Source organism: Zobellia uliginosa, from assembly GCF_900156625.1.
In the GTDB taxonomy this organism is placed as follows: Bacteria; Bacteroidota; Bacteroidia; order Flavobacteriales; family Flavobacteriaceae; genus Zobellia; species Zobellia uliginosa.
In genome coordinates this window covers 1-15,261 of record NZ_FTOB01000012.1, presented here as the reverse complement: position 1 = coordinate 15,261, position 15,261 = coordinate 1, and the positions used below count along the sequence as shown (strand labels likewise).

The following is a 15,261-nucleotide window of genomic DNA, read 5'->3' as shown; positions in this document are numbered from 1 at the left end:
ATAGGTCATGCTTAACATCGGCGCATAAAAAAACCGAGGTGTAGGCCTCGGTTTTTCATTTTGTAAATGATTTTTTAATAGTCAAGTCCAAAATAGTCCATAACTTCATGGTAGGTCATTTTGTTGAAATCTGGCCTATTCCCTTTTGAAGAGATGAGAATGTTCGGGGGAATGATAAGGTAACGGAACCTATTCCCTCGTTCAGGGCTTATAGCGTACTCGCTCAGTGGGTTGGTGCTTATTGATCTTGCGTTTATGATGATATCCTTTGAAGTACTACTACCAGAACCATAGCCAAAGGTAAATTGGGCTCCTCTAAAATTGAGTATGGGTAGTTGGTAAACGTTGCCGTCGCCATAACCGGTGAAATAGACCAAAACAATATGGGTGTTTTTAATTCTAAAGGCAGATTCCATAGATGCTGGAAAATCGATTCTCATATATTGTATAGTTTCCGAGGTACCCGTAAAATCTGCAGGAATCCAATCGCTGTAATATACTTCGGCGTTACCGTCTTCCCCATCTTCCCCGTTTTCACCGGCCGGTCCTTGTGGGCCCTGTTCGCCTTGGAGTCCTTGTTCACCTTGCTCTCCTTGGGGGCCAATAGGGCCTTCCTCCCCTTGTGGCCCAATAGGACCGACATCCCCGTCCTTTGAACAGGAAGTAATCAGTGCGGTAATGCTCAAAAATGTCATGAATAGAATTTTCATTGTGGTTTTCATAATACTTGTTATTTATACGTTTGCCTTTTTATGGTGCAGGCTATAGCAAGGTTAACATCGGGTATAAAAAAAACCGAGGTGTAGGCCTCGGTTTTTCATTTTGTAAATGATTTTATCAATAATCAAGTCCAAAATGGTCCATAACTTCACGATAGGTCATTTTGTCGAAGTTGGGATTTTGGGATTTTTCCGTAACCGAGTTTGTTGGGATGATAATATACCTATACATATGATATGGGCTTACACCACCATGGATGTCATAGTTTTCGGTAAGGTTGAATTGTATGTTTCCTTCAGAAATAAACGCTTTATAAATGTCGATTTGGGTATTTTCCAAGGCATTGTACATGACCGTAATCGGAAATTGGGCTACTTTGTCGGCCGGCCAAACGTTTTCGGTATAACCGTTTAGTTTGCCGTAAACGATTACTGTTCCTTTTTCAACGATTTCAGAAGTGATTTCGGGAACTGCTTTGTTGCTATTATAATGTGGCAGTTCGTTTACTATGGTTTTTTCAAAAGTTAAGGGAAACCATTCGGAAGCGATGACATTGGCGTTACCATCTTCCCCTGCTGGTCCTTCCGGGCCCTGCACACCTGGTTCCCCTGCCGGTCCTTGTTCGCCTTGGGGGCCTATTGGGCCAGTATCCCCATCCTTTGAACAAGAAGTCGTTAATGCTGCGATACTAAAAAAGCTTAAGAATAAAATTTTGAATGTGGTTTTCATAATGCTTGTTATTTATGCGTTTGGTGTTTTATGCATAACGTAAGTTATGGTTAACATCATAAAGGAATAAAAAATTAAGGGGAGGGTTCGCCGAATCTATTTAGAAAAATACGATTTCCGTATCGTGGTCGTCAATAAGGATGTTTAACGCTGCACTGGAACTGTTCATACTACCGGTATCACCTCCATAGTCTACTAGGTAGAGGGAGATTTCCAAGGAAACAATGTCGCCCTTGGTGTTGAAGGAACCGTCTAACACTGTTCCGGTAAGGGGAGATGAGCGATCGCCGTTCCAATAAATTAAATCTGTAAGGGGCGTTAAGGTGGTCATTTGCCATGGCCCGTATAGATTGGCGTTCATCTCTATGTAATCGGGGGTAAAATACATTTCCAATCGCTTTAACCCGCCTTGGTCGGCTCCGGTCAATATAAAATTATAGGTGGCCCCTCTCTTTAGGTTCAATTGAAAGCTGTTGAAATCGGTGTCTTGGTCAAAGCTTTCGCTAAATCCGTCTCCTGTAATCTGAATACTAAAGTTTGGCGGGTCGTTGTCTTCCAAAGGTATTTCGGTTTCGCAGCTTCCCATAAGAAAAGGTAAGAAGGCTATAGTGGCAAATTTTCTTAAAGTTGAATAGAGGTGTTTTGTCGTGTACATAATTGAAGCTTTTAAGTGGTTAATGGGCAAGCATTGCGAAGTATAGGGTCGAGTCGGGCTTTAGGCCACAAGTGTGATCAGGGTCGATATCGTTATCATAAAGGCAAGGATGAGTATCCTTTTAAGGAATTCTAATTTTTCATAAGTGTCCATGTTCTTTCATTTTAGGGTTCTTTATTCTATGTAAGGAAAGCACATAGGTTAACATCGGAATGAAAAAACCGAGTTAGACTCGGTTTTTTTGTTTATATGAAGGTATTTTTTTCGGATTTTGGTTCTTCGTTTACAAAGCCACTTTGAAATTTATTACCTCTTCCAAGAATTAATAAAGACGCTTATTAATATAAAAGTGTCTTCATGGTGTATAGTCACATAGCTTCGAGCGTTACGATTTCCCCGATGGGTTCACGATTGTCATGACCGCCAAAGATCCAAATGGCCCCGTCATAGTTAAGGGTGGCAAATTTGTTCAGGGGAGTAGGCGATGGGCCTAAATCGGTATATTGGGTCCAATCTTCCATATTGTCGGAATAATATATATCTGCATAGGGTCCTGTAAGAAGCCCCATTCCTCCAAGAATCCATACTTTACCATCATATACGACTACACCATGATGATACCTATCGGAAAATATATCGCCAGAAAGGGTTAAGCGAGTCCATGTTGAACCGTTGTCGCTTTCCCAGATTTCATTGTAGGCAATACCTTCGGCTTGTCCTCCTATAACATATAGTTTGTCGTTAAACACAACGGTTTGGTGTGCTTCCCTCGGAGGAAAAGGATCAGAGCTTTCCAAGGTCCAAGAAATACCATCAGTGGTGGACCATACTTCTGTCTTTAAAGAAGATGTTCGATTTGCCCCGATAAGGAACATCTTATCGTGAAAGACGGTTAAACTAGGGTAGAACATATGTCCGAATGGGGCGTGTTCCAGTTCTTGTGTCCATGTTTCCCCATCGGTTGAAGACCATATATCGTCGTATTCCACATAAGGGGAAGCATCTGTGTTTATTCCACTTATGACCCAGATCTTGTCCTTAAAAACTGCGGTCGCATGTCCCCTTCTGGCACCAAATTGGTTAGAGGTTACACTACGCCAATTCATACCGTTATCGCTGCTCCAGATATCACTATTGCAATTTGGTAAGCTATAGCTGTTATAACCACCAACGGACCAAATTTTACCCTGAAACTCTACCATTCCATTGTCGTAAAAACTGCCCATTTGGTCTTCATGGGTTACGGTGGTGATCTCAAGCCTGAGACTGTCGCCTTCGGGAAGCCCTTTGGTCGGTCCTTCTTCAAGGTCTTTGGCCTCGCCGACCAAGTCTTTATCACAAGAAGAAAGGAAGCTTAGAAAGAGGCTACATATCGTTATATATTTTATAATTTTCATAATGTTTGATATTTATTTGTTTGCCATTTTATGAAACACGTCCGTCAAGGTTAACATCCAGACATAAAAAAATAGAAATGAAGTCTATTGAGCGCTTCTATAATTTTTCGGTGTGCTTTTTATAATCTTGATTTTTAGGTTTCTAATACTTTAGGTTAGGAAGGGGATTTGGATAGCAACCCTATATAGTTGAAGCGAAATACTGTAATAAGAATACTACAAATGTGAATTTATAGGGAGTTATGCCGGCAATAAGCAAGAAGCGCATACAAAAAATGTTAAATTAGCGGCCGTTGATGTTAACCTTTTCAATTCCTGTTTATTAAAGTGCAAGAGACAGATAAAAATATTACACTGGAAGAACTTCAAGCAGGTTCTGAAGAAACACTCCGGAAGGTCTATGAAGATAACCGGTCTAAGTTTTTGAATTTTGCGAGGCGCTATAAGCTTACGGAAGAAGAGAACATCGATATCTACCAAGATGCCTATATCGTTTTTTATGAAAACATAATGAACGGAAAATTAGAAAACTTGACCAGCAGTATCTCCACCTATCTGTTCTCTATTGGCAAGTATTTAATTTTCGATAGGATGAGGAAGAACAAAAAAACAGTCTCGGGAAGCTATGACCTTACTAGGGTAGGCGAGCCTGATGAACAACTAAGTACTCTTGACCTGGAGCGGTCAGACCTGACAAGGGAGCAGAAGCTACTCCAGAAGCACTTTAAAGACCTCGGGGCGAAATGCCAAGAATTATTGACCTTCTTTTATTATCGTGGTTACACCATTCAAGAAATCATGAAAGCGGGCAATTACAATAGTGAAAATGTGGTCAAGTCGGCCAAATCGAGGTGTATGAAAACATTAAAGGAACGCATCCAAGAAAATACCTACTAGTCATGGATAAAGAGCAATTACTCAACGATTACTTTTCGAATCGGCTAACGCCCGAGCAAGAAAGACTATTTACCGAACTCTTGGAGACCGATGGTGAATTTAAGCGGCAATTCGATTTTGAAAATGATCTTAAGCAGGTTATTCGTGAAAAGGAGGCCAAGCAACTTAAGTCTAAACTTATAGGCTTCGAAGAAGGTATCCAAAAAGAAGTGCCCGCAACAGCACCGTTTACCGTTTACCGCAAATGGGCCATGGCGGCCTCTATAGCTTTATTGGTCGGTTTGGGCTGGTTGGGGTACAACAATTTTTCAGGGTCGGGTTATATAGATATGTACGAACGGCATTTTCAAGAGTATCCGAATACGGTATATGCCATTACCCGTGGAGAGGAAGCCGATACTTCGTTGGAGCGAAAAGCCTTTGTGGCCTATGAGACCAACGATAATGTTCAGGCGATAGCCCTATTTACCCAGTTGAAAGAAACAAAGAACACCGAAGCGGTCAATTTCTACCTGGCGCAATCTTATCTTAAAAATGGGCAGGCCGAGAAGGCTATTGTCCTTTTTGATGAGACCATAAACGAAAAGGGCGAGTTTAGGCCTCAGGCCCTTTGGTATGCGGCACTGGCCTATTTGAAAATAAATGAAAAGGAAAATGCCATCCGTATGTTTACTGATTTGGTTGCCGATGGCCGATATAAAAAAGAGGAAGCCTTTAAACTTTTAAAGGACTTGGAATAAATTCAGGAAAGGTGTTTCCTTCTTTTGACAAGAAGATAAAGCACTAAGGCCAATAGAATTCCTAGAACTATATATAAGATATAAGGCCATTGCTTATGGGCAGGCCTGATCGGTAGGTTATCCCCGATAATGATCAAAGCGCTCCAATAGGCCGGAGAAATACTGCTGCCCCGATACTTGTTGATATAATCGGTTTTGGCCTTCCGCAGTGCGGCCGATTTGGTGAGCCCCTCATCAAGACCTTGGTAAAAAGCTGCCATAAGTTCCTTACTGCTCTTGTCATTGGTAGACCATAGGGAAGATACCACACTTTTCGCCCCGGAATGAAAGAAGCCCCGGGCCAAACTCATGGCGCCCTCGCCCTTTTTTAATTCCCCGATAGAGGTATTACAGGCGCTCAAAACCACCATATCGGCCCGGTTTTTTATGGCGTACACTTCGTTTAGGAACATTTTTTCGTCACTAAAGGCGATCCAAGGGTCGTTCTCCTCGCCAATATCGGCATGGGTAGAAAGATGTACAATGTTATAGTCGTTTACCTGTTCTAAAAACCTTGCTTTTGTTGCTTCTTGGTTCATCAGCCTTTTTCCGGAAAAGATTCTTTCCGCTTCTTCCACTTCAGATTTACTAAACACAAGTTCTGGAAGTCCCAAAGTGTTAAATGTTACAGGGGCTATGGCCAAGAGGTCGTTTTCGGCCACGTCGTCGACCTGTTTTTTGGCGTTTAGGTACGACATCGAATAGGCATACCGGATCTCGGCATCCTCGATAAGGTAGGTGGGGCCATTGAGGTCCGTGACAAAGGCTTCAAAAGGAATTTGTTGTAAGATGTAATCGGTAATAAGGGTCAGTTTTTTTCCTTTAATTGTCTCGTGCACCGTTTCGGGTACCAATTGGTTAAAAATTTGGTGGGATAAGGTATTGAAACGCGCCAGCTCGTCTCGGCTGGTGGTCAGGTCGGTCAACCGGCCGTAGAGGGCTATCAGTTGTTCGTTCAGGTTATTTACGTCTTCAAGTTTGAAGAAAGTGATTTGTTCGCTTGATGTCAACAGACCGTACCCTTGTTCTTCGTTAAGGATATATTGGAGTACGGCTTCGTCTTCCGAAATGTAATCGGACATAAAATCGGTATGCGAGAGCAAACGGACTTGTTTTTTGATGTTGGCATAGTCGGGAAAGGCTGCAGCCAGTGAATCTGAGAAAGCATTATAGACCCGCTTGCTTTCATAGACCCGTTGCCTGACCGAATCGAGGGAGCTTTCGGAAGTAGGTTCAAGATTCCTCAATTCGTTTTCCGATAAATAAATATTTTGTTTGAGCCTGAACTCGCGTTCTATGGTTTTTTGGGGCAATTGTGCCAATTCCTTTGCCTGTTCCACTGACACATCCTCCAAAAGCAATAAGGCCTTGTTGCGTTCCATATAATAATAGGCTTCCTTAGGCTTGTCGAGCAAGTAACAGGCCTGTACGGCCTTCGCGTACAACGAAGCCCCTTTTTCGCGCCAAAAGAGCTTTGATTGGTATTCCGTACTTTCCGATCGTATGATATCGACCAGTTGATCCGCAAGTGCAAAGGTTTTTAAAGCATGGTCGAGGTGGTCTTTGTTTTTGACGTATTCGTAAAACTTCAACCAGGCGTTGGCCTTGGCGATTATATGGCCAAGCAAAACAACTTTTTCGCTGGCAAGTTCAAGGTCCTCAACGGACGGAAGCTCATCGAAACGTATTCCCTTTCTGCCGTCGGTTGACACTACAATGGCTTTTTGGTAATGATAGAGGGCTTTTTCGTAATTATTTTGGTCAAGGTAAAAATCGCCCAGGTTTTCATAAGGAAGGGAAAAATCTTCAACCAAGGAATTTGCCCTTTTTAAATGGATGAGGGCCTCGTTGTAGTTTTTTAATTTCAAATGGGAGTATCCGATGCTGCTGTGTATGTTCGCTATATCTCTGGGTCCTAGGTCCATGGAGTCTTTTAGTACTTGCTTGTGTTTGGCGATGGCCTGTTCGTAGCTGCCGTTTTCGATAAGTCGGTTGCCCTCCAAATGGTCGATACGCCTTCGGTATTGTTTGTCGGGTTCTTTGTGAAGACCAATGAGGGAGTCCGCTTTTTTGAGGTTCAAACGTATCTCGTTCGAAAATTCCTTAAGGTCCATTTCGGCGTAGGTCTCCGCCACTAAGATTTGGGCGTCGATATCGATAATGTATGGCGATGTGCTTGGGGAGGTTGGCACCCCGGCATCCAATAAGGTGACCTCTGAAAATTGATTCAGGGCCTTGTAGAAATCGCCTGTGGTCAAATAATTGTAGCCTAGTTCAAGTCGGGCCTTTTGTATCCATTCCACGTCACTTCCCTTGTTCGAAATATGCAAGAAAGTGTTTCGAGCCTTATAGATTTCCCCTTTAAGACTGTAAAATACACCGAGGTTAAAACGGGTGTTGTCCAAAGATCCCTTTTTCAGGTCTTTTAGCCCCGACTTGATTTCCAAGGCCTTTTGGGTGTAATAAATGGCCTTTTCGATATCGCTTTCCCCGCCTGTGTCCCACCACTGTTCGTGATACCATTTATTGCCCACATCGTGGTAGCAATCGGCCAATTCCCTTGGGGACATATCTTTTGTGTGGGAGGCGAAGAAAGCATCGATTTTTTGTTCGATCACTTCCTTTTTCGCGTCCGTATGGATAATCTCGGTCAAGATTTCTTGTTGTGCCATGCACAAATGGCCCAAAAGAAAAAAAAGGATACAGTTGAATCGCAGGTTCACCATAGGGGATATTCGGGTTAGGGAGGATCGATCGGCGGATAAGGAATCTGTCGGTCCAAAACCAATTCTTAAATATAGGAAGAAATTTAATGGTAAATCGCACTTTCTTAAAGTACCGTCGGCCATAAAAAAAAACCGCCCATGGCCATTCATGGGCGGTTCCTTCCCTAGGGAGGTTTAGATTATTCTTCCCGGATAAGGGCCCTTCCATCGACTATTTTGCCGTTGAGCTGGGGCGCGTGTTCCGTCAAGCTGAAAATACTGTTCTTTAGATCTTCGATCGGACGACTGCCTAAGCTGTCGATCAGGGTTCCGACCTTGCCCGACAAGGCGGCCGCGGCGTACGATGTGCCATGTAGGGTTACCCTTTGTTTTCGGAGTGAGTCGCTGGTATCGTAGATGATCTCATAGTTGTTGAAGGCCAATGCGATATCGACGCTTCCTTTGCTTCCATAATTAGAAAAGTCGTGCAGAGTGATCGGCCGGGCACTGGGATTGACCGTATCGTACTTGTAACCCCCGACCGATATGATGTTGGGAGCCTCAAAAGAGGACAGGAAATCTCCTTCGGTGCCCGTATCGTTATCCTCGCCTTCGTTACCGGCCGAGGTAATGACCAATGTACCTTGGTCGTTAAGGGCTTCCAGCATCCCGGAAAAGATGTTTTCGGTTTCCCCGGCTTTCGGCTTGTCAAAAAATTCACGTGGGAGCCCACCGCCAAAACTGGCATTTACGATATCGATTACCTTGCGAAAATGGTTGATGTCCTTTATGTAGGCCAAGGAGCAAAGCACGTCCCAATACGATCCCCTTCCATTTGCGTCGAAAACCTTTAAAGGCAGAATTTGATAGTCGACGCCTTTCTTGTCGAGTTCGTCGGTCATGATCTTGGTTACGTAGGTACCGTGCCCGTTATCATCTACAAAGTAGGGGTCTCCTTCACGGATACCGTCGCCATTATTGTCGGCGGTAAAATTCCAGCCAGTACCCGTATCGTAGCAGTAGCTATAGTAGCCGCTGGGAAATAAAAATTTCTCGGGGCTTTCGGTGTTCAGGTATCTTTTAAAATCAAGTCCGGTATCGATGACCGCAATGTTAACTGAAAGACTCGAGGCAGGGCCGACTAGGCCTACTGTATCGGCTAATACATCCTGTCCGGGCTGGGGAAATGGTCCGACGGGGGTAAGTTGAATGTCGAAGGAGCGTTCGCCCCGTGTCCCGCTGCGTCTTGAAAGCCTTTGGACAACACCTTCAATTTCAAGTTCATCGATGCCGGGGTCAAAAACCCACAATTCAATATTGGTATCCCCGCAGTCGCATTTTTGATAATTGAGCAAGGGGAAGTCTTGCCTTACCGAGTCTTGTGAAACCCCCGGGTCGTATTTGACGATTACTTCATTGGGTGAAATAAAGATCTTGGGGTTTCCGCTATCCGCTCCTTCGTCGACCACTATGATGTTTTCGTCGATAATTACATCGTCAGGATCGATTATAAGGCCTTGGGTGTCATCCTCGTCACAAGAGCTTACAATGAACAGTAGTGACAGCAGAAGGAATATTTTTGTTTTCATCGGTTATAAATTTAGTAAGCGTTTTTTGCTTGTATTATTTAGTGAATCGGGTAAGCTCGGTTCGGCTCATTAAGGAGCCATTTTTTTTGTAGCTTTCCTGTCTTACCATGCCTATGCCTTCCGCCAGCCACAGTTTTGTTGAGGTTTCAATGGTCGCGCCCATGGTCTTGGTCATGTGGTTTTCCGTAATCAAATAACAGTCGAAAGTACCGGCAGGTGTAGTCACGCTTTCCCTTTTTTCTACTTTTCTGTTCGTCTGGTCGACCGAAACGTTCATGTTTATGCCGCTCATACTCATGGCCACCGTAACATTGGCATCGTTCAGTTGTTGGCCTACACTCAGGTCGTTGGGTAGTTCGATATCGGTTCCCGAGATGTCCATTTCCAATCCCATTTCCGTGTATTGCTGCATCATTTGCGAGGGGAAAAGTGATTTGTAGTCAATGGTGACCAGACCGTTCTCACAGCTAAAGGAGTAGTTTGATTCAAATAGGTCCTTTCCTTTCTTATCCTTATACTTCATATCAAAAGTGGCTACGGAAGCAGCGCCTTCAGAGCGGACCTCGGTAATGGTGTAGTGCACTGAGCCTTCTACCTTTTCTTTTTTGTCATAATTCGTATATTCAAACGAACTCCCTTCTTCAAGAGGGTAGAATTTGCTACAGCTGTCTTGGGCAAAAGTGAAGGTGGTCACTATAAGGCATAATACGGTTGTTAAAAAAGCGGTCTTCATAAGGTGTGTTATTTATAGTTTAATGAATTCTACACGTCGGTTCATAGATTTGCCGTCGGGGCTTGAGTTGTCTCCAACAGGTTCAGATTCTCCTTTGCCGTCGGTCGATAATCTACTGGAAGATACATCATATATAGATACGAGTACATTTTTTACGGCCTCGGCCCTTTGCTTTGAAAGTTGAAGGTTTTTCTTGTCATCTCCATCGGCGTCCGTATGGCCTACGATCTTGAGGTTGATGGAAGGGTCTTGTTGCAGTACCTGATATATCTGCCGTATAATGCCCATCGACTGGGGCTGTATCTCGGCCGAGCCGCTGTTGAACAGAATGCCATTGGTCGATATTTTTCCATCGGCCAATAGTTTCCTTCGTAAGTCGACACCTCCTTTGGCTACCTTTATATTACTTATTAGTATAGATTCTTTATTGGTATCCGTTCCGCGAAGCATAAATTTTATTCCCTGCATCTGTATATTCGAGGGGAGTAGGCGAGGTACGTCAATATATTTGTTCTCGTTTATCCAAAATCGAAAGCGCTCTTTGTTGACGGCTACCGATATGTGGTGTTTGTTGTTCACAACCTGACGTATATCGGCTTTTACGACGTTTCGAATAACCCTTTTTGAAGCGACCTTGTTTTCTACGATTATCCCTGGGTCTATAAATTGGCAGAGGGAATATTCCACCATGCCCATGTTCGCTCCTTTTTTAAAGGTATTGTTGTCTTCTATAACAATGCCGAAGTACGCTTGTGACGAGGTTTTTTTGTCGAGTCCCAGTGCAATGACGTCAAATTCTAGGGTGAATTCGTCGGGTAAGGGGCTTATATCGGGAATGTAGGCGGTTGTGAAACCTGGTAGAAGTTTGAGCCATTTGCTATTTTCACCTTCTACGGTAACCAGTTCGCCACTTCCGTTCGTATTCCATCGCGAGGGAAAATCACCCACAAAGTCATTTGAAAAATCATCGAAAAAGAGGGGAGTGTCTCCGGGAACAAAATCGAACTTGCTATATATGGCCATGGTAGGCGTACCGTTTTTCGGAACTGTTGAAGAGGAGTTTCCGCTGGTTTCGGCAGGCGCCTTATTGGTTGAGGTCTTGTCTTTTTTTGAACTGGACTTTTTCTTCGTCTTCTTTTTGCTTTCCCCTGGTTCAAAAATGCTATCAAGGGCTTGATCGGTTTTTTCGGAGGTTTCTTTTTCTACACGTCTTTCAACGGTTCTTTCCGCGGCCCGCTCAGCAGCCTTTCCAAGTTTTCTTAGAATTTGTGCGTTGCTCGTATGGCTTGCAAATAAAAGCCCCACTAAAACAAATACTAGTTTTGCCAGATGTGTTCGTCTTTTCATGTCGATCGGTGTTTAATAATAGTATTATCCGTTAAGGCATGAATATGTGCCTTTGTGCTTCTCTTTCATTTATGGGAAACACTTAAAAAGGTTAACACCAAAACTAAAGGAAATCACATTTTGAAAATAGAAGCTTGTATTTCTGGGGCAGAAATAGTGTATAGATGGTAGCAAATACTATATGAATGGTCAAAAATGTAATATTCCTACATGTAAGAAAAACAGAACTAGAGCTTTAGCTCTAACTCTAACTGGTCGGGAAGTAATCTGAAGCTTTTACGGTGGTATTTGGTAATGCCGTATTTGCGAATGGCCTCACGGTGTTCTTTCGTAGGGTAGCCCTTGTTCTTTTTCCAATTGTAAACCGGGTATTCTTTATGAAGTTCCTCCATATAGGCGTCTCGGTAGGTTTTTGCCAAGACCGATGCGGCGGCAATGTTCAGGTATTTTCCATCCCCCTTTATAATACACTCATGGGGGATGTCTTGAAAAGGTTTAAACCTGTTGCCGTCGACCACTATGAACCTTGGAACGGTTTTTAATTGGGCCAGGGCCTTGTGCATGGCCAAAATCGAAGCGTTCAAAATGTTGATATCGTCTATTTCATCAGGAAACACATGTGACACCGCGTAGGCCGCGCAATCCGATTCAATAATAGGGCGAAGCAGGTCGCGTTTCGTATGTGAGAGTTGCTTTGAGTCGGTCAACATCTCGTTTTTGAACCCCTTTGGCAAGATTACGGCCGCGGCGGTTACGGGGCCGGCCAAGCATCCCCTTCCGGCTTCGTCGGTTCCCGCTTCCTTGATAGGGGTGTGGTGGTAAGGCTTTAACATTGTTTGCTTCTTGTTGTAGATCAACTTATTTTCGAAATATCGTCAAATACTTTGAAATGGCAAAAAAGGGCACGGACATTTAAAGAGGGCGTTCCGTGGTTGTGGAAAATCGGGCCAAGGGCAAGGCGGTCTTATAAAGTGACGGTGGCCATCGTTTGTGCGGGAAAGGCTCGACTATTACGGCATATTTAAATTTTCACATTTAATTACGAACTAAAAAAATTAACTTTACCGCTGTAATTAACTTCAATGAAATATTTTTTCCTCATTTTCTTAATTCAGTTGTCATGTGTACAGGTCTTCGCCCAAGAAGATTCCATTCCTCCCCGAAAAGAGGTAGATACTACGGCCATGCGCCGTATGCCAAGAAGGCTCGGGCCTAAGGAAAAAGAGAAAGCACCCGAACCCGAAGAGGTCACTATTAGGGATTATAAGATTATTTCTTATGCCAGGGACACCACGTTTTTAGATACCACCCTTACCATACAAAAGGAGTACAAGTACAATTATTTAAGAAAGGACGATTTTGAGTTGATGCCTTTTTCCAATGTCGGGAAGCCTTACAACAAACTAGGGGTCGATTTCAAGTCGAATACCCTATATCCTGTAATGGGGGCCACCGCGCTTCATAGTAACTATTTCGAAAAGGAAGATATAAAGTACTACAATGTGGCAACGCCCATGTCGGACTTGTTCTTTAAAACGACCTTTGAGCAAGGTCAATTGCTAGATGCCAGTTTGGCATTCAATACATCGAGACGGCTGAATTTTTCAATTGCCTATAAAGGTTTCCGGTCTTTGGGCAAGTACCAGTACAACCAATCCGAATCGGGTAATTTCAGGACGACTACCAATTATGTTACCGAAAATGGACGATACAGCCTTCGAGCCCATATAGCCGCCCAAGATATAGAGAATATAGAAAACGGCGGTATCGTAGATGAAGAGGCACAGTTTGAATCGGGCGATTCGAATTTTAGCAACCGGGTCAAAATTGATGTCCGCTTTAGTGATGCCAATAGTAAGATACTAGGCAAACGCTACTATTTAGACCATCTATATAAACTGATTCGAAAGGAAAAGGATTCGAGCAGCCAAGAGAAGACCTCCTTGGGTATTGGCCATCAGTTCAATTATGAAACCAAGTATTACGCCTTTAACCAAACCTCGGCGAATGCGTACTATGGAAATAACTTTATCTCGTCCATAGAAGACAGGGCCAGCTTGAAGACCATGTACAACCAGGTCAATGCCGAGTTTTACAATGCCACCCTTGGTAGGCTTCAAGGGAATGTATCACTATATAATTACAATTACTTTTTCAATAGCATATTAATCGACGACAATGGAGTTGAGATACCCAGCCGTTTAAAGGGGGAAGAAATCGCTATAGGGGCCGAATATGAAAAACGTATCAAGGGTTTTCAGCTCAAGGCCATGGCAAAATACAATATAACGGGTGACCTGGGCGGTAATCAAATGAATGCATCCGCATCGTATAAGCTTAACGACAAGCATAAGCTGGCGGTATCTGCATACGGATCGTCGAAGATGCCCAACTTTAATTTCTTGCTCTATCAAAGTGATTACGAAAATTACAACTGGTCGAACCTCTCCAATTTTGAAAAGGAACAGGTTTACGGTCTGCGTTTTGATTTTGAATCCCAAATGTGGGGGCACCTTTCCATGAGTTATGAAACGGTAGACAATTATACCTATTTTGGGCAAGACCCTTTGCAGGCCATAGAGGAGGGCATGGAGAATGCCACGATCCGTCCGTTACAGGAGAACAACGTACTCAACCACACCAAGATCAAATACGCCAAGGAATTCAAGTTGGGGGGCTTTGCCCTGAACAATACGGTCATGTACCAAAACGTATCGCAGGCCAATCAAGTGTTGAACCTTCCAGAGCTCGTTACAAGAAATACCTTGTATTTTTCCTCGGAGGTCTTTAAGAAGGCCATGTTCATGCAGACGGGGGTCACCCTTAAGTACTTTTCGGAATATAACATGGATGCCTATAACTCGCTCTTGGGGGAGTTCTATCTTCAGAATGACAAGAAGTTGGGAAGCTTCCCTATGTTGGACTTCTTTATAAACGCCAAGATACAGCAGACCCGGATCTATCTAAAGGCGGAACACTTCAATACCTTGTTCAGTAGTGAACCGAATTATTACTCCGCACCCAACTACCCATATCGCGATTTTGTGATCCGTTTTGGTTTGGTTTGGAATTTCTTTTCATAAAAACGCAGTTTTTTAGGAGGGGCATTAGGGGGAGTAATACCCATATTCCATTAAAATTCTACTTAAAAGAATAAAGATTTGGCCCGTTGGTACATTTCTTTTTACCCTATAGACATGCTTTTTTATCAAGGAGGAAATAATTTTCAGCTTGTATAGACGAAATTGAGCTTTAGTTTGACCAAGGTTAAGAAAGGGTTAATAGTGAAAATTGCAGGTCTGGCCCGGGTAAGGTTTGAAAAGCGGAAAAATGATTTAGATGCTTTTGGCTTCATTATCAAGCAGGTGCAAAATGAGGGCAAAAAAAAATGAAATTTTTTACAAAAAACTCTTTGAGAATTAAAAAAGGGTCTTACATTTGCAGCCCGCAAAACAGGTATGAAGATGTTTGTTAAGCGAGGGTAAACAAAGAGTAAACGTTCCTTTTGAAATATTGTTTTTTACGGCGAAAAAAAAAGATTCAATTTTTTTTCAAAAAAAAGTTGCCGGTTAAAAAAACAGTCGTATATTTGCAGCCGCTTAGACAAACACTGACAGTGTTCATCGGGCGTCACCGGGAGACCGGGGAGGAATATAGAAGTTCATTTGACATATTGTGGAGACAGCGTAATAGGGAAAAAAGGGAAACCT

12 protein-coding genes are annotated in these 15,261 nt (G+C 43.2%); 3 read left to right on the top strand and 9 right to left on the bottom strand.

Translation table 11 applies throughout. From position 1 onward, the window contains the following. Positions 1-74: 74 nt before the first annotated feature. The 4 genes from BW980_RS22700 to BW980_RS21065 all read right to left on the bottom strand — a co-directional run bounded on the left by BW980_RS22700 (position 75) and on the right by BW980_RS21065 (position 3,501). Complete coding sequence (locus tag BW980_RS22700; protein WP_083690584.1) at positions 75-722, bottom strand: collagen-like protein; 648 nt, start codon at positions 720-722, stop codon at positions 75-77. 115 nt (positions 723-837) lie between these two features. Then, entirely contained in the window at positions 838-1,449 is a 612-nt protein-coding gene (locus BW980_RS22695; protein ID WP_076457140.1) for a collagen-like triple helix repeat-containing protein, read from the bottom strand. Positions 1,450-1,549: 100 nt separating this feature from the next. Then, positions 1,550-2,104 (bottom strand): hypothetical protein, encoded by a 555-nt coding sequence (locus tag BW980_RS21070; protein ID WP_139327759.1) that lies wholly within the window; start codon positions 2,102-2,104, stop codon positions 1,550-1,552. Between the two features lie 368 nt (positions 2,105-2,472). Further along, positions 2,473-3,501, bottom strand: a complete 1,029-nt coding sequence (locus tag BW980_RS21065; RefSeq protein ID WP_076457138.1) for a Kelch repeat-containing protein — start codon at positions 3,499-3,501, stop codon at positions 2,473-2,475. Positions 3,502-3,828: 327 nt separating this feature from the next. On the opposite strand from BW980_RS21065, the gene BW980_RS21060 reads away from it, so the two are divergent. Both BW980_RS21060 and BW980_RS21055 read left to right on the top strand, forming a co-directional pair. Then, positions 3,829-4,398 carry an RNA polymerase sigma factor gene (locus BW980_RS21060; protein WP_076457137.1) on the top strand — a complete coding sequence of 190 codons (570 nt, stop codon included), beginning with the start codon at positions 3,829-3,831 and terminating at the stop codon, positions 4,396-4,398. A 2-nt stretch (positions 4,399-4,400) separates the two neighbouring features. Continuing rightward, the gene (locus tag BW980_RS21055) at positions 4,401-5,138 is read left to right on the top strand and encodes a tetratricopeptide repeat protein (protein ID WP_076457136.1); all 738 of its coding nucleotides are present in this window, start codon (positions 4,401-4,403) and stop codon (positions 5,136-5,138) included. Positions 5,139-5,140: 2 nt separating this feature from the next. Here the strand turns inward: BW980_RS21055 and BW980_RS21050 are convergent, their stop codons facing one another. The 5 genes from BW980_RS21050 to BW980_RS21025 all read right to left on the bottom strand — a co-directional run bounded on the left by BW980_RS21050 (position 5,141) and on the right by BW980_RS21025 (position 12,384). Beyond that, entirely contained in the window at positions 5,141-7,849 is a 2,709-nt protein-coding gene (locus tag BW980_RS21050) for a CHAT domain-containing protein (RefSeq protein WP_076457135.1), read from the bottom strand. Between the two features lie 233 nt (positions 7,850-8,082). Beyond that, positions 8,083-9,471, bottom strand: a complete 1,389-nt coding sequence (locus BW980_RS21040) for a S8 family serine peptidase (RefSeq protein ID WP_076457133.1) — start codon at positions 9,469-9,471, stop codon at positions 8,083-8,085. A gap of 34 nt (positions 9,472-9,505) precedes the next feature. Continuing rightward, positions 9,506-10,204: a TapB family protein gene (locus BW980_RS21035; protein ID WP_076457132.1), complete on the bottom strand. Its 699-nt coding sequence runs from the start codon at positions 10,202-10,204 to the stop codon at positions 9,506-9,508. Between the two features lie 12 nt (positions 10,205-10,216). Beyond that, positions 10,217-11,551, bottom strand: coding sequence for an OmpA family protein (locus BW980_RS21030; RefSeq protein ID WP_076457131.1), 1,335 nt, complete (start codon positions 11,549-11,551; stop codon positions 10,217-10,219). 227 nt (positions 11,552-11,778) lie between these two features. After that, positions 11,779-12,384: a ribonuclease HII gene (locus BW980_RS21025; RefSeq protein ID WP_076457130.1), complete on the bottom strand. Its 606-nt coding sequence runs from the start codon at positions 12,382-12,384 to the stop codon at positions 11,779-11,781. A gap of 249 nt (positions 12,385-12,633) precedes the next feature. Between BW980_RS21025 and BW980_RS21020 the strand changes: the two genes are divergently transcribed. Continuing rightward, positions 12,634-14,634 carry a putative porin gene (locus BW980_RS21020; RefSeq protein WP_076457129.1) on the top strand — a complete coding sequence of 667 codons (2,001 nt, stop codon included), beginning with the start codon at positions 12,634-12,636 and terminating at the stop codon, positions 14,632-14,634. Positions 14,635-15,261: the final 627 nt, after the last annotated feature.